The organism is Paenibacillus sanguinis 2301083 = DSM 16941, assembly GCF_000374825.1.
Lineage (GTDB): Bacteria > Bacillota > Bacilli > Paenibacillales > Paenibacillaceae > Fontibacillus > Fontibacillus sanguinis.
This window is the reverse complement of the sequence record NZ_KB895392.1, coordinates 1-16887: the sequence shown is the minus strand read 5'-3', so window position 1 is coordinate 16887 and position 16887 is coordinate 1. Positions and strand designations below refer to the sequence as shown.

The window sequence follows — 16887 nt, the reverse complement described above, 5'->3', positions numbered from 1 at the left end:
ACCGATTAAGCCTAAAGTAAAGAACCGGAAGGCCTCAGGCTGTTGCCAAGAGTCCTTCCGGAATGGACAAAATCATGAACATTCTATACTGAAGGAACAACATGCAGGGTCGATAAATCCTTCAGCTTTGGCAGGCCGATTCGATAACTGCCCCTTGTTTCAATCCCGCCTACGCCTTGAGCCCCGCTAATCGTGTGATTCAACACATCGGTAATTTGAATCGTCTCCCGTATGGAGGTTAAAGCGGCCTTTGCCGCGATATAGACCGGGTCCAAAGCATGAATCAAAACACGCCCCGGGGAGCTGGCGAAGTTCGCCCCTGCTTGCAATAGCGCTTCGAAATGGGATTGGCAAGCTCCCGCCACGATGGTGAGCGTATCGAAATTCCGTTCATATTCGCGAGCACGGCTGATCGCCTCAACGAAATACCGGGAATTTTTATAGCTGGTCAGCTGGGACAAATCACCCGTAGGACGCGACTTCAACACGCCGTCATGCCCTGTAAGCACTACAATATCAGGCTTAACAACGGGCAATAGCCTATACAACGCCTGGGCCATCTGTGCCTCTGTCACATAATACCCCTGAGCCGGCACACGCAGCTTCTCGTATAAGCTCAAGCTCTTTTGCAGGTAACGTTCATCCCCATCCAGATGCAGCACTTTACCAGGAACCTCAAAATAAGCAGGCTCCCCTTGCGTATAATACGCCCGGCCAATGGTCGTACGGTTTCTTTCCGTCAGTTCCTCGCGGTCTTGCGTGAGCCGCTTGAGCGATTCTGTCGCTTTGATACGAACCCGCTGTGTCTTCTCTCCTGGGGAAGCCGGGTCAACCTTGACCAGATCGTTCAAGGGCGCATCCGCCAGCAGTCGGAACTCCGTTCCTTTGATGATAGCTTCGCTCCGTTCAATTCGTTCAATTCGGAACGTCACGTCTCCACCATAAGATTTGCGGACGACCAAGTCTCCCAAATTCGTCAAATCCATCACCTCTACCCCATCGTATGGGCGTAAAGCGCGAATGGTTACAAGCGGAGTTCCTTTACACCAGCCTCCAGCAATACATCCGATAGCTTGGCAAATTCCTCAAGACTCAGCGTCTCGGCCCGCCGTGAGGGCACAATTCCCGCCTCTGTCAGCATTTGGTCCAGTTGTTCCCGCCCTTCCTTAGGGAAGTAGCGACTCTTCAAGTTGTTGGAAATCGTCTTGCGCCGTTGAGCGAAGGAGGCTTGGACAATATCGAAGAAAAAGCCCTCGTCTTGTACAGCAACAGCCGGCTGCTGGCGAACGTTCAGACGGATAACAGCAGATTCCACATTCGGTTGAGGAATGAAGACGCTGTGAGGCACCGTACAGATCAACTCAGGTATGCTGTAATACTGCACGGCAATGCTCAAACTTCCGTAATCCTTGCCCCCCGGGGACGCCGCCATCCGCTGCGCCACTTCCTTCTGAATCATGACCACGATATGCTCCAGTGGCAGCTTCTCCTCCAGCAGTCTCATCAGAATGGGCGTCGTCACGTAATATGGCAAGTTCGCCACCACGCTAACGCCGCTCACACCACCAAATTCCGCAGCAAACAACGCCTGAAGATCCAGCTTCAATACATCCCCGTGCACGACGCGAACATGCGGATACGGCTCCAATACCTCCTCCAGGATGGGGAGTAGCCGCTGATCAATCTCTACGGCGGTAACCTTGCCTGCTTCACGGGCAAGCTTTTCCGTCAAAGCACCAATCCCCGGTCCTATCTCCAGTGCTCCTTTGCAGGAATCCAATTCTGCCGCAGCTACGATCTTGCCGAGTATATTCTGATCGATCAAAAAGTTCTGTCCCAGGCTTTTTTTGAATGAGAACCCATGCCGCTGGATAATTTCCTTCGTTCTGCGGGGCGTTGATATATCCTCCTTCATACCCATGTCCCATTAACTCCTTTGTCTTCCAGCTTCACAAGCGCTGCTGCGAATTCTTCCCGGCTAATGCGAAATACAGTTAGCCGTTTGTATAACTGCTTTCCATTGCAATATCCGATACCCAACAGCTCTCCCAACGCCTTTCTTCGCGCAGACGCCTGCGGATGAACGATAAGTCCCGCTGTGATCAGGTCCTCCCAGGCAATGATCGGTTCCATCCCTGGCACCTCATTATGGAGGCGTGCCAGCGCTGTACGAATCGCCTCTGGCGTGGCATTCTCTACACCGATATCCCCGCGCTTGGTGGCTTCCGCTTCTGGCAGGAAGGCATGCTTGCATCCCGGTACCCGGGCTGCCACGATCTTGCGAATCCGTTCTCCGGCGTGATCGGGATCGGTAAATATAATAACGCCCCGGCGTTCCTGCGCCAGAGCAATCTTCTTCAGCGTAGTCTCGTTGATGGCTGACCCGCCCGTCTCAATCGTATCCGCCTCAACGGCTCGCTTGACGGCTACGGTATCATCCCGGCCCTCCACCACGATGACTTCCTTGATCATCTAAGTTACCTTCTTTCCATCGCCTCTACAACAAAAAGAAGAGGATGGTTATCCTCTCCTAATCCACTGTCTTTATCATCATCCTGAATACTTCGTGTACCTATTGTATCCCACTTCCTCCGCATTGTAAAACGGAGAAGCTAGTTTAATTCCGGCTTCGTCGGGCCGATGACGTATACGGTACGACCTTTCTTACGGCCAAAGTTTTTAGCCGTCTTCAAGCTGTCATAGTAAACGTCCATTTTATTTCCTTTGATGGCTCCTCCGGTATCTTCTGCCTTGCGAAACCCGATTCCTTCAATGTAAACCCACCAGCCAAGCGGAACAACGGACTTGTCAACGGCAATCGTCTTGCCCTCCGTCACACGAGTGCCAGAAGCCGTACGAGTACCGATTCCTTCCTGCTCTGAAGAGTAGGCGGTCAGTGTAACATTTTTAAGCATCTTTTTATATTTAAAAGAGACACCGTTCTTGGTGGCATTGCCGCCAATGTTCACCTTATGGGCACTGCGGCTGATGCTAGCCGACAGAACGGCTGTCGGTTCCTTCGTACCTACGGCCACGACTTTGGGCTGGGCCTCCTTTGAGACCTTTTTGCCAAGCCAGCGCTTAGTCACGAATACTCCGTTCTCATAGGTTTTCTCAATGTTGTGAATGACCATACCCTCACTGCCCGGCTGAACGACCTTCGTCGTTCCCTTCAGCAGTTCCTTATCGGATGTCTTCACGACGCTAAAAGGCACAGCTTCCTCGGTTTGTACCAGATGTTTGCTCACCCGAACGACTTTGATTCCTGCATTCATACCGAGCTTGCTATTCAGGGCAGGGGTTACCTTGTCATCTTGATTCAAAGTGACACCTAGCTCTTCTAGCACATCTTTGACCTTCTCCTTGGTGGTGAAAGTCGTTTTTGTCTCTCCGTCCACACTCACCTTTACCGGAACCGCACGCACAATGACGACACGGTCTCCATCCTCCAGCAAGCTACCTAGCGGATGCGATAGTGAATCTTTGGGATGCAGATTGATGGCCTGTTCATCCAGCAGGCCAGCCAGACTGTCTTCCCGTGTTTCCACCGATTGAACGTTACCGTCGACAACCAGAGAGATTTTTTTATTTTGCTGGCCATACAGCCAAATGAGGATGATGATTACCGCGATGGTCAGTACGCCGACGAGCGCAACCTGACGAATATTTAACTGCTTCCATCGCAATGCGTAAGACATGCTGGATGAGCGTGATTCATGGGTCTCCTCTTTGGGGAAAATGCCCATATCTTCCGTCCTCCTTCATAGTCCCGCCGTCAAGATCGATGCACAATTACATATGACGCGACTACATTCTTGATTTACGAAATGAAGCTATAAACCACTTGCATTTCGTATCCTTTCCCAGTCTGCCCTGCGGGCGTCACCTCCTGTTTATCAACAGTATGATGACCCTACTACTTTTATTCAAAACAAAAGAAGCCCAAAGAAAGAGTTAGAGGAACTCCTTCGTGGCTTCCTGATGGTCTTGGTGTAGTAGGCTGCACGAGTTACCTCTCTTGTTACGCTTACGAGGTTAGCTGTCGGGTTAGGACGAAAGAGAGCCGCCCCTTCTCAGAACATTCGCTCATGGCGCAATGACCTCGAATTCACCCCGTAGACCCTGATAAAGAAATCAATTACGAGCGCAATTGGCAATTCGCCGCAAGCCGCTTGCATTGGTTCCCCCGTTCTCCATTAGGAGATTCAGCGAGACTGGTTCATGGAATCAAGCATCGAATGATCCGAATTTCGATAGTGCGAAACGGACCAAAGCGATCACTGAAAAAATTCTATCCTGTTTCGATGCATGTTGTAAAGGACGAATCAACCACGTTTTTTTAAAAAAAAGGTTAAAAAAATGTAATTATATCTGTTTTAATGGTTAAAATGTATTAATCTTTCCGAAATCCTCGTTTTTTCATCTGTTTATCTCTTAAATACTCTTAATTCCAAATCGTTCCAGTGCATTTCGAGTGGTAATTTGGGCAATTTCCTCAAAAGTCAGACCTTTTAGCTCAGCAGCCATTTCGGCAACTAAACGCACATGCGCAGACTCATTTCGTTTTCCTCGATATGGATGAGGAGTTAAATAAGGGGAATCTGTTTCGATCAATAAATGATCAAGAGGGGTCTTCGCCAAGACTTCCTTCGGCTGCTTTGCATTTTTAAACGTAATGGGTCCGCCAAATGACAAATGAAATCCCAAATCCAGACACATTTTGGCAATTTCCCAGCTGCCAGAATAAGAGTGCATGACGCCTCCCACTTCATGAGCTTTTTCTTCGCGCAAAATTTTGACTACATCCTCATGGGCATCACGATTATGGATACAAATCGGCATACCAAGACTGCGAGCCAACCCAATCTGCTTGCGAAACACCTCATGCTGTACCTCTTTAGGTGAGGTATCCCAATAATAATCCAGTCCAATTTCTCCAATAGCTACTACCTTCTGATGCTTGCATAATTCGGCAATCCAGTCCAAATCGCTCTCCTGCATCGTAATGGCATCCTGAGGATGCCACCCTACAGCCGCATAAATGAAATCATAGGACTCCGCCAACTGTATCGTTGTCGGGATGGTCTCTCGGTTAAATCCAATATTGATCATACGCGTAACCCCTTGTTCTACGGCACGCGCAATCACTTCCTCGCGGTCCTCGTCAAATTGAGCTGCGTCCAAATGGGTATGTGTATCAAATAACATGATGACTTAACCTCCTAAAAACGTTGTTTGAAAATTTGCGCTATTTCTCTGGGCAACTGATCCATGACAGCACATAACTTATTATCGGGATAATACAAATGATATTTCCCCCGCTGCAGTCCGCTGATCGACCGGACAATATCGGAGACCTCCGAAATCTCCCGCAACCGCTCTTGTCGGTCTAACAACAAGATTTGCTTCTTCCCGATGCCCTCGTCCGGACGGAACACATCATAAGGTAAATCAGTTGGAAAATCAATTTCCATATCGTAATCCGGGTCTAGGCCAACTTGTTCAAAAGCAGTGCGAATTTGTCCTAGCATTTCCAGATCAATCGTTTCAACCTCTACATATTTATACAATTTCCGATTTAAAAACCGGATACACAAATCACTAAGCCGTTCATCCGTTTCCCGGGTCCACTGCATGAAAGCCGTTTGCATCAATGCTTCATCCAACTGCAGGTAATCCCGAACGGTTATATCTCTGTCAAAGAGGCTTGGGAGCGGATAGGGTAGAAATGCAAAGTCATAATGATCCCGATATAGTTCTTTGGCACGGCGGAGAATTTGGCGGAGAATAATTTCCGAGCTGCGTGTCACTGGATGGAAATATACCTGCCAATACATCTGATAACGGGACATCAGATAATCTTCCACCGCATGCATCCCTGACTCCTTCACTACCACCCGCCCCTGAAAAGGACGCAGCATTCGCAATATCCGGTCCATATCGATCGTACCGTAATTCACTCCGGTGAAGTAGGCATCACGTAGCAGATAATCCATCCGATCCGCATCGAGAGGACTGGATACCAAATTGACAACGATCGGATTATCATAATCCTTGCGGATTACGGAAGCCACCTTTTCCGGAAAATCAGGAGAAATTCGGCGTAACACGGCGCTCACCTCGGTATCTCCCAGCAAAATCTTACAGGTCCAGTCCTCATGGTTCATCTCGAAGGCCTGCTCAATAGAATGCGAAAATGGACCATGGCCCAGATCATGCAGCAACGCCGCACACAAAGCAACCAGCTTCTCCTCCCCGGGCCAATCTGCGTAACCACCCCGTTCAAACTGGGAGATAATCCGGCGCGTGATTTCATAAACGCCAAGTGAATGTGAGAAGCGGCTATGCTCTGCGCCATGAAATGTCAGATACGAGGTGCCTAACTGGCGGATTCGACGAAGCCGTTGGAACTCGGACGTATTAATCAACGACCAGATCACTTCATCTTGAACATGAATATAATTGTGTACGGGGTCCTTAAACACCTTTTCTTCACGAAGTTGACGATGCATGGTTCACACACTCCTCTTCATTTTTATTAAAATGATAAAAAAACACTAATGTCGAAGGATTTTGTCGAATAATGTCGTATAAAGTCATATCTAGTCTTTACCGTTTGTCGAATTATAGAATAACACTAACTTCCCAGGTATAATCATGGTTCTCAGAGATATTTATCAAAAAAATTTAGAAATAAAAAAGAACTCTACCATAAATAGGTTGACTATTCTGGCAATCGTTGGTATTATAAATATCATAAAAGATAGAACAATGTCGAAAAATGACGATTAAAAAAATGAACTGAAAGGGGCTATCATCAGTTATGTTGAAATCAACAGGTATCGTAAGAAAAGTCGACGAGTTAGGCCGAGTTGTTATCCCTATCGAATTGCGTCGCACCCTGGGCATTGGCGAGAAGGATGCGCTTGAAATTTATGTAGATGGCGAGCGGATCATGCTCAAGAAATATGAGCCAGCCTGCATCTTTTGTGGCAATGCCGAAAACGTAACATACTTCAAAGGCAAAATTGTTTGCCATGAATGCATTACTGAGCTTCCTACCCCTGTGACAAATTAAGAATTATAGTATATAATAGATTTACTGAAACTGTTAATTCTAACCTTTTTCATATCTCCTTGGTGCCTTCCTTGGCTTGAACCCGGCCTAGCGAGGGCACCCTTTTTTTGTCCAAAATTTCCTATTGATTAAAATGGCTTACATATTATAAAAGCTGATTGTAAATATCCCGTTTTGACACACCGCGATCAAGTGCTGTTTTTTTCATCGCCTCCTTCCGCGTCAGATCTTGCTGCTCCTCATAATACCGTACATGCTCCTCCAACGACAACGGTTGCCACCAGGCGGCCTGTCTTTCCTTAACCTCTTCGACTCCAGCTCCCTCAATAACGAGGCAATACTCTCCAAGGGGAGGATGCCCTGACAGCCAGTCCAGACATTCCTGAATTGATCCACGCATTAACTCTTCATACCGCTTCGTCAGCTCACGAGCTAAGACAATACGTCGGTTGCCCCAAATTTCAACTAGAGCCTCCAGCGTCTTTATCACACGATGTGGGGATTCATACATCAAGAGCGTACCTAGTTCATTCTCCAATGATTTTAGTAATTGTCCCCGTTCTTTTGAATCGCGGGGCAGAAAGCCCAGAAACATAAAGCGTTCTGTAGGCAAACCCGAAACAATTAAAGCCGATAGAGCCGCATTAGCACCAGGTACAGGAATCACGGAAATATCCGCCTCCAATGCTAATTTTACCAAATCGCTGCCCGGGTCAGAAATTGCCGGCAAACCGGCATCACTAACTAGTGCCAAATTTTTTCCTTCTATTATAAGACGTATTAATTCAGGCCCACTGGCAGCCTTATTATGCTCATGATAACTGACCAGTTTGGCAGGAGAAACATCATAATGGGTTAGCAGCTTCCTCGTCTGTCTTGTATCCTCCGCAGCAATAATATCTGCCTCCTGTAACATACGTACTGCCCGAAAGGTCATATCCTCCAAGTTACCGATTGGCGTACCAACCAGAAATAACTTTCCCTTCCCCTCCATGACTGGTTCTTCAGAGCTTGCAATAAAACTTTTCTGTACCTGTATACTCATGATCTACCCTCTTTTGGCCCGTAATAAATGTCCATGACTTCTTCCGTATATCCCCCATTTTCTCCGTATACAATCAGTGGGGGCAGAACCCGAATATCCGCTTTGCCATCGCGCAAAGCTTCAATTAGTACCATATTGGCCTCTGCTCCGATTCTGGGATGCACAAAGCGAATCACCTTGGGCTCCAAACGGTACTGGCGTAATACAGTAATAATCTCTCCCAGGCGTTGTGCCTTATGTACCATCGAGACCTTGCCTCCAGGACGTACCAAACGCATGGCAGCAGCCGCTACTTCGTCCAGTGTACAATAAATTTCATGGCGCGCGATGGCCTGATGCTCATTAAGCTTGGTCTCCCCTGTTGTCAGGGGCATATAAGGGGGATTGACGGTAATGGCATCATAAGTTCCATGTCCGGTAATATGTACAAGCTCCCGCAAATCCCCTTCACGGATATAAATACGATGCTCCAATCTGTTCATGGCCACGCTGCGACGCGCCATATCTGCCACCCGGGGCTGAATTTCAATCCCTTCAATAGTAGCTTGCGTCCGGGTAGATAATAGAAGCGGCACTACTCCATTGCCCGTGCATAAATCAAGAATTTTCCCGTATTTAGGAACAGCCGCAAACCGCGAGAGCAGCACGGCATCCATCGAAAAGCTAAAGACCTCATCGCTCTGGATGATCGAAAGCTGATGGGTGAGCAAATCATCGATCCGCTCCTGATCATATATAATTACCTTGTCCATAAATCCTGATTTCCGTCCTTCCTGAAACTTTAAAAAAACCGTAGGGAATCCCCTACGGTTCACTATTTATTCAAAAACGACAAACAAAACAGGCAATCGCCTTCCGTACGAAGATGTCCATAATAAACATTGCAAATATGAAAGCCTTCATGGTATAGACGTGCTAAGTTATCATAACCCTCACCCACCACGTCGATGGTCTCTTTGCCCTGCGGTATTGGTCCATCCATGCCTTCGGCTATGCCGAGAGGTAAGCGCCCCTCCGTGCTTTCCAGCTTGAGTATTTTGCGCAATTGCTCATTCTCAAGCAAGAGCCGTTGGTTCTCTTCCACCAGCTTCTTGACCTCCAACTTCAGGCTGCCCAAATCGCCGTGTACCTTGCCCATTTGCGTTTCCAGCGTCTGCATATGTGTGAAAATATCCTTGTTCTCCAAGTTCCCACCCCAGAGTCATCTCTAAAGTCTTTCTTTATGAGTAAGCTCCTTATTTGACAACAACCTCGTCCATGGGGAGCTCCTTCACCTTACCTACTTCAAACAACTGCACATGCACCGTACGCGACCCGGCGTTGATTCCTACTACCTTGCCGTCGCCTAGCGAGGTAATGACCATTTTCCCCACCGATGGAAGCTCTTCTTTGACACTTTCGTAGTTATCATGCTCATACTTCAGGCAGCACATCAAGCGGCCGCATAACCCGGAAATCTTCGTCGGATTCAGCGATAGGCTTTGATCCTTGGCCATTTTGATCGATACCGGCTCGAAATCGCCCAGCCAGGAAGAACAACAGAGAATTCGTCCACAAGGGCCAATACCACCCAACATCTTCGCTTCATCTCGGACACCTATCTGTCTTAATTCAATACGTGTTCGGAAGATACTGGCCAAATCCTTAACCAACTCGCGAAAATCGACGCGTCCCTCTGCCGTAAAGTAAAATATAATCTTGTTGCGATCAAAGGTAAATTCCACATCGACCAGCTTCATCTTGAGTTCGTGGTCCTTGATTTTATTTAAACATGTGGCAAAAGCATTCTTTGCCGCAAACTTGTTCTCTTCGACAACACGGGCGTCAGCGTCGTCAGCAATCCGAATGACTTTCTTCAGTGGAAGAACAACATCGGATTCTCCAACCTTCTTCTTGCTGATCACCACTTTACCATATTCAATCCCGCGCGCGGTTTCGACAATCACGCTCTGGTCCTTCTCCACAGGAAGCTCCAGTGGATCGAAATAATAGATTTTGCCCGCTTTTTTAAAGCGAACACCCACTACAGTATACAAAAACTAACCCCCTCGTATAGCTCCAAACTGGTGAACCGCTTTCGTTAATTTATCCCTGCTCTCTCAGGGGAGGAAGTTACCTGACGGTCTGCTCTGCCTTGCTCTATATCTGTTCTTTCCCTACGTCGTCTTTCCTTGCTCTGGCTACTCCAACTCTGCGGGTTACCGCAACCCCTCCACCGCAATCACGAATTGCTCTACACAAAGTTGGGCATTCATATGCTGGCGAAGCTTCTTCTTGCCTTCCGCAGCCATCGCCATCGCATCAATCCATTGCTTTGTGCTTAGCGAGGATGCGTGCCGATTAATAAACTCAAGCTCATCTATGAAAACGATCTGATCATGTTTATGATAAAGCGCATGGATCATATCCTTGAACCACAAATGAAAAAGATTAAACAACATGTCCAAATGATCGGATAACCCGGATTTGAACAATTCCTGTTGTGCTGTAATTAATGGAGAACCGCCACGGCCTGCGATTTCCTTCCCTAATTGTAACACTACGTTTCTAATTTCTGCAAACCAATTCTGACTAATGAGATCACGGCATGATCCCAGTCCTGCCGCAACATGTACGGCACTTCGCGCTAATGTTGGCGAAAATCCCTCATCCGCCAAAATCTGGAGCATACGCATAGGGTCAAGTGGTGAAAAGGGAACCCACTGCGAACGGGATTGGATAGTCGGCAGTAAAGCCCGTCCATTATCAGACAATAGAATAGCTACCGCTGGAGAAGGAGGCTCCTCCAGGAACTTCAACAGGCTGTTGGCAGCCTGCACCGTCATTTTGTCCGCTTCATCAATAATATAAGCCTTGGGATTACCACTCTCCGAACGATATGAGAAAATCCGCTGCAATTGGCGGATTTGTTCTATTTTAATCGTAGCCCCGTCGGGCTTTATCGTGAATAAATCCGGATGATTGCCATGCAGCACCTTGCGGCACTCCAGACATTCTCCACATGCGTCGTCGTCCTCGCCCTGAGTGCAGAACAACGCCTGGACGAAAGCCATGGCCATTTCCATTTGCCCACTTCCAGGCGGTCCGCTAAACAGATAGGCATGGGATATTTCCTGGCGCTTCAGACTGCTCTGCAATAGTTGCTTCGCCTTATCCTGCCCAATGATTTTCTGGAATGACATTGTAATTATTTCGTCCTTTCACCAACCCAATACTAAGGCTTGTTCTCAGGCTTGCCCTAGAAGCAAAGATTAATCAGCATGCCACGAATTTCACCAATTTTCTGTAGCAGTTCAATTTTGCCTTGCTCTGTCTCCAGCAATTCCTCTGCCATGGCAAGCAACGCCGAATCCACTTCATCCAGCAGCTTGTAGCGTTTGCCTCGGCCCCGGCGATCCCAGCCCTTCGACTCCTTGATGGTCACACCTCGCCGAACGGTATCCTCCAGGAACCGCTTGACCAGCAGTCGATAGGCCTTCAGTTCACGTACCGTCATTGACTTCGCTAACCGGTCGCCCTGCATCTGAATCTCCTTGAATTTGCGGTTCAATTCCTCTTGCGTGGCCTGATGCCCGTGCTGCTGCATCACATCCGAGAAGCTTTTGGATTGCACCGGTTTGGCAGGGCTTTCGCTTACCCCCAAACCGCTCTTGAGCGGCCGATATCCCGGATCAATTTTCAAAGCCCTCACCACCTATTCTGAAATATGGTTTACGTTCAAACTCGATGCCGACTCCGCTCCCTGAGTTCCTTCGTGATCGGAAGCTATATTTTAGATTTCCTAGTTCAATAAGGATCTAAATTACAGGTTTCTAGCACCGAGAAGGTTGATCGATACCAGGGACTGAGCAGCGCAGCGTAGGTATATCCTACGTGAGCAGCGGAAGGCGCGGGGAGAGTTCAAGATTCGATGCCGACTCCACTCCCTGAGTTCCTTCGTGATCGGAAGCTATATTTTAGATTTCCTTTAAAAGTGTTCGAAGCGGTCTACTGGGAGGACAAACACCGTCGCTCCCCCCACCTGTACCTCTACAGGCAACGGTAAATACGAATCCGTAGTTCCACTCATCGGCGTAACAGGTGTCACTAATTGCTCCCTCACCTTGCAACTGGTACGAATTACACTCAGAACAGAATCGACCTGATGATCATCCACACCAATCAAAAAGGTGGTATTGCCTGCCCGAAGAAACCCACCGGTGCTTGCCAATTTGGTGGCACGATAATTTTCCTTCACTAATGCACTGGACAGCCGGTTGCTGTCTTTATCTTGAATAACCGCAACGATCAGTTTCATTTCAGCGCCTCCTCGTTCTTATTAAAGAATGTACCACATTAAACTATTAGACGACTAGATCATGAAATCCTTTAATGTTGCCGAAAGTTGCCTGCGAATCTCAGCAGCCACCTGTTCTTTGCTACGGGAAGCATCCACGATGCGAATTCGCTCCGGATACATCTTGGCGATAAGCAGATACCCCTCCCTCACTTTCTGGTGAAAATGAAGGCTCTCCATGTCCAGCCGATTTACCTCTCGACTCTGACTGGAAGCGATCCTGGCCAATGCAGCCTCCGGTGTAATGTCCAGATAGAAGGTCAGATCGGGAAAGCGCCCCTTGGTCGCAAATAAGTTAATCTCCAGAACCTCATCCATACCAAGTCCCCGCGCATATCCTTGATAAGCCAAGCTGCTATCGAGAAAACGATCACAGAGAACGGTCATCCCCTGTTCCAGCGACGGCTCTACCTTTTCCGCCAAATGCTGTCTTCGGGAGGCGGCATATAGAAGTGCTTCAGTACGTGCATCCATCGCTGTATGCTGTGGATTCAGAATAATATCGCGGATTTTCTCAGCAATTTCAATGCCACCAGGCTCACGAGTAGTGATAAACTCCACTCCCTGATCTCTGAGCACTTGCTCCATTTCCCGCATGACGGTGGTCTTGCCCGATCCATCACCTCCTTCAAGCGTAATGAGCAGTCCTTTGGCTTGATAATTCATGTAGTCTTGTACCTGCTTTCTATATCAAAAATTCTACTGCGAGCCTCATAGTTTTAAAACTTGAATGGTGAGCAACTGTGAATCTGCGGCCCCCTGGCACTTAGCACCGCTATTCCTCAGTCCAACCAATCGCTCTGCAAGTATCTCCGTAATCTTCTCCCCCGGGTACAATAATGGAATTCCTGGGGGATAAGGAATCACCATCTCTGCGGCCCGTCGACCCGCACTATGCTCTACAGGAACTGACTCAATCTCTTTGGGCAATACAGGAGTCAGATTAAAAGCAACAGATTCAGAAATAGCAAACTGCAAACCCTCCCCTTGCCACACATCCCTTAGGGGCGGCTGTACCCCATCCTCTACATTGTTCCACGTGGAAATTTGTCGAGAAAAAACATCTGAGACCTGCACAGGCTCGGAAAAATTGGCAGATAATGCAGATTTATCAGCTTTACGGCCCGACTTCAATTCCACTTCTGCAATTCGCTGCAAAGCAGTCAGCAAATGAACGGCATGTTGTGACGTAGTCCCTGGACCCAGAGCAAGCACAACATAACGATCATCACTCATCTCCGGAACGCAGCCTTCTGCCTCAAGGCGTTCCTGTAATTCATAACCGTTTAGACGACCTGCTGCATCGTAAATAACAAGCTTCCAAGGATCTTGTATAGTATATGCAGTAGACTCTCCGCTGGCGCCCGGTGGCTCCACAACGGCAAAGCGTGACAATTGCTTCAACCCCTGCCGAATCTCCGCTGCTGCAGCCAGTCCTTCTTCTAACAGGTCTGGACCGTGGGCCTGCAGCAAACTACGACTCCAATCAAGCGAAGCCATGATGGGATAAGATGGACTGGAGCTCTGCAACATAGCTAGGCGCTGTTTTAGTAATGTGCGGTCAAGCAGCCCGCCTTGAACATGCAGCATGGCACCCATCGTGAGCGCAGTCAGCATTTTGTGCGTCGACTGCACAACCCCATCGGCTCCTGCGGCCAGCGCGCTCTCCGGCAGTGCCGGGTGCTGCCCAAAGTGAGCGCCATGCGCCTCATCCACAAGCAGCGGCACCCCATGCGCATGGCAGATATCAGCCAGCGGCCGAAGTGGTGCGCCCATCCCGTAATAGTTGGGGTGCGTGACCAGCACCCCCTTGGCGCCGGGATAGCGGCGTAGAGCCTCTCCCACCACCGCTGTACTCGGGAGGGTACTAAGGCCGCTGCCGGGATCCTGCTGCGGCGCCAAAAATACCGCGTGAGCTCCCGCAAGCATTAATCCGTGAATCACGGATTTATGAACGTTTCGCTGCACGAGCAAAACATCCCCTGGCGTAGTACATACGCTCAGGATCAAAGCCAGGTTGCCGGCCGTGCTGCCGCCGACCAAAAAACAGGTCTCCTCCGCCCCAAACTGGATGGCGGCCAGCCGCTGCGCCTCTTGTATCACCCCCTGCGGATGGTGAAGATCATCAGTCCCGGTAATTTCCGTAGCATCAATCCCCATTACCTGGGCAAGCTCTTTCTCATCGCCAGAATATGCTTGCCAGGCCTGTCCATCCTTATGGCCTGGTACATGAAACGAAGTATCTTGTCTCTTCCTGTATTCCCGCAATACTTCAAGTAATGGGGCATTATATGTTTCCTTGAACATCTATTTCCTGACCCTTCCGGCTAAACATGATCTATGGATCAGCATAAGCACAACCTGCTTATACCTTGGCTTCATTTTACCGCTTCTTGACCTGATAGAGCAATATAAAAGGACCTGCTCCCTTAAAGAACAGGTCCTTTCAGTCAATATTTCTATGCATTATTCTGCACCCAAATCTGCTTCATTTGATGGATAAAGAAATGATATTTGTCCTCCTGCACATCCGTATGCACCATTTCAGCTTCACATGCATCGCAGATAAATTCTGAAACAATATGAATGCCCTCACTTTTTGGTTCCCCGCAAATAATGCAGGTTCTGACCGCTAAATCATCCATGCCCGATCCCACCTTGTTTGTTTTACTATCAGTATGACACAGATTCTATTATTTTAAACCTTTTCATAGTCCGTTGCCCTACTTTATCCTATGTCACTTTGGGCATACCTGTGTTTGTACTCGGCATCTTCATTATTCTTTTTTTTATCCGATATATTAAGAAGAGCTTGTCCGCTGTACAGGGCTACGAATCGTTGAAGGAGGAGCATTCATTAATGTCTGCTGAAACCGAATCCCAACCAACCTTTTATCACTATAAATTGCTCAAAAAAGTCATGTTACCTAAATCCTTAATCAGTAGCCTAATCGTTTTACCCTTCATTTGGCTTGCTGCCGAAATGTTCTTTATCTCCTGGACCAGCTTATTCTATTTTTTGCTGGCCGCTCCACTTACCGTATGGATTCAGTATGTGATGTCCAGGTCATTTCTGATCCTGACAAGTCCCTCGTACCGAAAACGTTGGTATTTCTGTCGTCGTCTGCCCTGGATCGGTTATATGCCCGATCAGCATGTGGCTTACTCTACATATCGCAGAATTTATCTGAATTCAGCCTGGATTGGCTGTATGATCATTCTGATATTAATCCCTTGGTCACCCATTGCCTTTGTGCTCTCGCTGATGTTCTGGCATGGCTGGCTCATTTTTCCCCGTTTTATTGTATTTGCGGTACTTCGAGGCCAGCGCAAGGATGGAATGATCAAGATCACCAATTTGGATATCTCCTATTACATGCAATAAAGCAATCGCCTATTACTATACGATTAAAAGCCTGTCCCTACCTCAGGAACAGGCTTACTTCATTCAACCAAGCCACTTATTTAAGGGCTACTCTCCAAGCCTTGAATCACCATTTTTTTCTCCGGCTTAGGTATAAGCACCGTAAAGGAATTTTCATGAATTGTCAATTGCACGATTTGTTTTCCCTTTTCATATACCCAAGTCGTTCCTGTGCTTTCCTCTTTGTTTTCCTTCCAACCCCACTCTTCGATTACCTTCTCATACGCTGCAGGCACATCCTTGCTCTCTTGAAGTCCAGTCAGCGAATAATGTACATAATCCATCTTGGAGTTGTTCAATACCGTTTCACTTTGCTTGGCTTCCTTCGGGACCGGGAAACTTTTGTCTACCGCAGCACCTACAAAATCGGTCCACCCAGGCTCAGAAGATGTACAGCCAGCGATGACAAGTAACATCATCAAGACTCCTAACATGAAGCATAAGGAATGTTGTATTCCCCTTCGCTGCATGGTTGATTCCTCCTTGCCTTTATAATAAAAAATAGTCCAGTTGTCATTAAAAATGAGATTTATCATAGGATAAATGCCCTATTTTGCTAAGGCACCACCTTAATTATAGCGAGTGTTGCATAGCTGTCGGTAACAAAAAGGTTACATTCCTTTTGAAAGAGTCTAAACATTTGACACCTTTATTATGTCCACTCCATGTGGACAATCTACAATAGAAAAAAGCACCGCCGATTTATGATCGGCAGTGCTTCTCGTCTTTGCTTGGCAACGTCCTACTCTCCCAGGACCCTTCGGTCCAAGTACCATCGGCGCTGGAGGGCTTAACGGTCGTGTTCGGGATGGGTACGTGTGGAACCCCTCCGCCATCGCCACCAAACGATTCAAGCGTTTAATCGCTTGAAAACTGGATACGAAACGTCTTTGCGTGTTAGTTCTCTTGGAGTGCTCTTCACGGCTTGCTCAGCCTGACGCCACTCTTCAGAGTGATATTTTGGATAAGCCCTCGACCGATTAGTACCTGTCAGCTCCATACAT

At 47.9% G+C, this 16887-nt stretch carries 19 protein-coding genes, 1 rRNA gene and 1 riboswitch; of the genes, 2 read left to right on the top strand and 18 right to left on the bottom strand.

Annotation, left to right across the window (positions count from 1 at the left end; all coding sequences use genetic code 11):
• Positions 1-83: 83 nt before the first annotated feature.
• The 6 genes from yabG to C557_RS0119285 all read right to left on the bottom strand — a co-directional run bounded on the left by yabG (position 84) and on the right by C557_RS0119285 (position 6512).
• Positions 84-986, bottom strand: a complete 903-nt coding sequence (yabG, locus tag C557_RS0119310) for a sporulation peptidase YabG (protein WP_018753518.1) — start codon at positions 984-986, stop codon at positions 84-86.
• A 38-nt stretch (positions 987-1024) separates the two neighbouring features.
• Positions 1025-1921 (bottom strand): 16S rRNA (adenine(1518)-N(6)/adenine(1519)-N(6))-dimethyltransferase RsmA, encoded by an 897-nt coding sequence (gene rsmA, locus C557_RS0119305; protein ID WP_018753517.1) that lies wholly within the window; start codon positions 1919-1921, stop codon positions 1025-1027.
• Entirely contained in the window at positions 1912-2472 is a 561-nt protein-coding gene (rnmV, locus tag C557_RS0119300; protein ID WP_018753516.1) for a ribonuclease M5, read from the bottom strand. Before rnmV ends, rsmA begins: the two co-directional genes overlap by 10 nt.
• Before the next feature lie 140 nt (positions 2473-2612).
• Positions 2613-3746 (bottom strand): 3D domain-containing protein, encoded by a 1134-nt coding sequence (locus C557_RS0119295; RefSeq protein WP_018753515.1) that lies wholly within the window; start codon positions 3744-3746, stop codon positions 2613-2615.
• A gap of 262 nt (positions 3747-4008) precedes the next feature.
• Positions 4009-4221, bottom strand: a riboswitch (cyclic di-AMP (ydaO/yuaA leader).
• Between the two features lie 213 nt (positions 4222-4434).
• The gene (locus tag C557_RS0119290; protein ID WP_018753514.1) at positions 4435-5208 is read right to left on the bottom strand and encodes a TatD family hydrolase; all 774 of its coding nucleotides are present in this window, start codon (positions 5206-5208) and stop codon (positions 4435-4437) included.
• Positions 5209-5222: 14 nt separating this feature from the next.
• The gene (locus C557_RS0119285; RefSeq protein WP_018753513.1) at positions 5223-6512 is read right to left on the bottom strand and encodes an HD domain-containing protein; all 1290 of its coding nucleotides are present in this window, start codon (positions 6510-6512) and stop codon (positions 5223-5225) included.
• A gap of 311 nt (positions 6513-6823) precedes the next feature.
• On the opposite strand from C557_RS0119285, the gene C557_RS0119280 reads away from it, so the two are divergent.
• Entirely contained in the window at positions 6824-7078 is a 255-nt protein-coding gene (locus tag C557_RS0119280) for an AbrB/MazE/SpoVT family DNA-binding domain-containing protein (RefSeq protein WP_018753512.1), read from the top strand.
• A 145-nt stretch (positions 7079-7223) separates the two neighbouring features.
• Here the strand turns inward: C557_RS0119280 and rsmI are convergent, their stop codons facing one another.
• The 10 genes from rsmI to C557_RS0119230 form a co-directional block, all read right to left on the bottom strand.
• Positions 7224-8123, bottom strand: a complete 900-nt coding sequence (gene rsmI, locus C557_RS0119275; protein ID WP_018753511.1) for a 16S rRNA (cytidine(1402)-2'-O)-methyltransferase — start codon at positions 8121-8123, stop codon at positions 7224-7226.
• Positions 8120-8875, bottom strand: coding sequence for a tRNA1(Val) (adenine(37)-N6)-methyltransferase (locus tag C557_RS0119270; protein ID WP_018753510.1), 756 nt, complete (start codon positions 8873-8875; stop codon positions 8120-8122). The genes rsmI and C557_RS0119270 overlap by 4 nt, the downstream gene beginning before the upstream one ends.
• 62 nt (positions 8876-8937) lie before the next feature.
• Positions 8938-9309 (bottom strand): initiation-control protein YabA, encoded by a 372-nt coding sequence (locus C557_RS0119265; RefSeq protein ID WP_018753509.1) that lies wholly within the window; start codon positions 9307-9309, stop codon positions 8938-8940.
• Between the two features lie 49 nt (positions 9310-9358).
• The gene (locus C557_RS0119260; protein WP_018753508.1) at positions 9359-10159 is read right to left on the bottom strand and encodes a PSP1 domain-containing protein; all 801 of its coding nucleotides are present in this window, start codon (positions 10157-10159) and stop codon (positions 9359-9361) included.
• A gap of 162 nt (positions 10160-10321) precedes the next feature.
• Positions 10322-11305, bottom strand: a complete 984-nt coding sequence (holB, locus tag C557_RS0119255) for a DNA polymerase III subunit delta' (RefSeq protein WP_018753507.1) — start codon at positions 11303-11305, stop codon at positions 10322-10324.
• A 56-nt stretch (positions 11306-11361) separates the two neighbouring features.
• Positions 11362-11805 carry a YaaR family protein gene (locus C557_RS0119250; RefSeq protein ID WP_018753506.1) on the bottom strand — a complete coding sequence of 148 codons (444 nt, stop codon included), beginning with the start codon at positions 11803-11805 and terminating at the stop codon, positions 11362-11364.
• A gap of 285 nt (positions 11806-12090) precedes the next feature.
• A complete protein-coding gene (locus C557_RS0119245; protein WP_018753505.1) occupies positions 12091-12420 on the bottom strand; it encodes a cyclic-di-AMP receptor in 330 nt (109 codons plus the stop codon).
• Positions 12421-12474: 54 nt separating this feature from the next.
• Complete coding sequence (gene tmk, locus C557_RS0119240) at positions 12475-13125, bottom strand: dTMP kinase (RefSeq protein WP_018753504.1); 651 nt, start codon at positions 13123-13125, stop codon at positions 12475-12477.
• Between the two features lie 45 nt (positions 13126-13170).
• Entirely contained in the window at positions 13171-14766 is a 1596-nt protein-coding gene (locus C557_RS0119235; protein WP_018753503.1) for an aminotransferase class I/II-fold pyridoxal phosphate-dependent enzyme, read from the bottom strand.
• Positions 14767-14918: 152 nt separating this feature from the next.
• Positions 14919-15104 carry a sigma factor G inhibitor Gin gene (locus tag C557_RS0119230; RefSeq protein WP_018753502.1) on the bottom strand — a complete coding sequence of 62 codons (186 nt, stop codon included), beginning with the start codon at positions 15102-15104 and terminating at the stop codon, positions 14919-14921.
• Between the two features lie 215 nt (positions 15105-15319).
• Between C557_RS0119230 and C557_RS0119220 the strand changes: the two genes are divergently transcribed.
• Complete coding sequence (locus tag C557_RS0119220; protein WP_018753500.1) at positions 15320-15844, top strand: hypothetical protein; 525 nt, start codon at positions 15320-15322, stop codon at positions 15842-15844.
• A gap of 80 nt (positions 15845-15924) precedes the next feature.
• Here C557_RS0119220 and C557_RS0119215 read toward each other — a convergent pair whose 3' ends face one another.
• Together C557_RS0119215 and rrf are read right to left on the bottom strand one after the other, a co-directional pair.
• Positions 15925-16302 carry a hypothetical protein gene (locus C557_RS0119215; RefSeq protein ID WP_240472987.1) on the bottom strand — a complete coding sequence of 126 codons (378 nt, stop codon included), beginning with the start codon at positions 16300-16302 and terminating at the stop codon, positions 15925-15927.
• 310 nt (positions 16303-16612) lie between these two features.
• Positions 16613-16729, bottom strand: a 5S ribosomal RNA gene (gene rrf, locus C557_RS0119210).
• Positions 16730-16887: the final 158 nt, after the last annotated feature.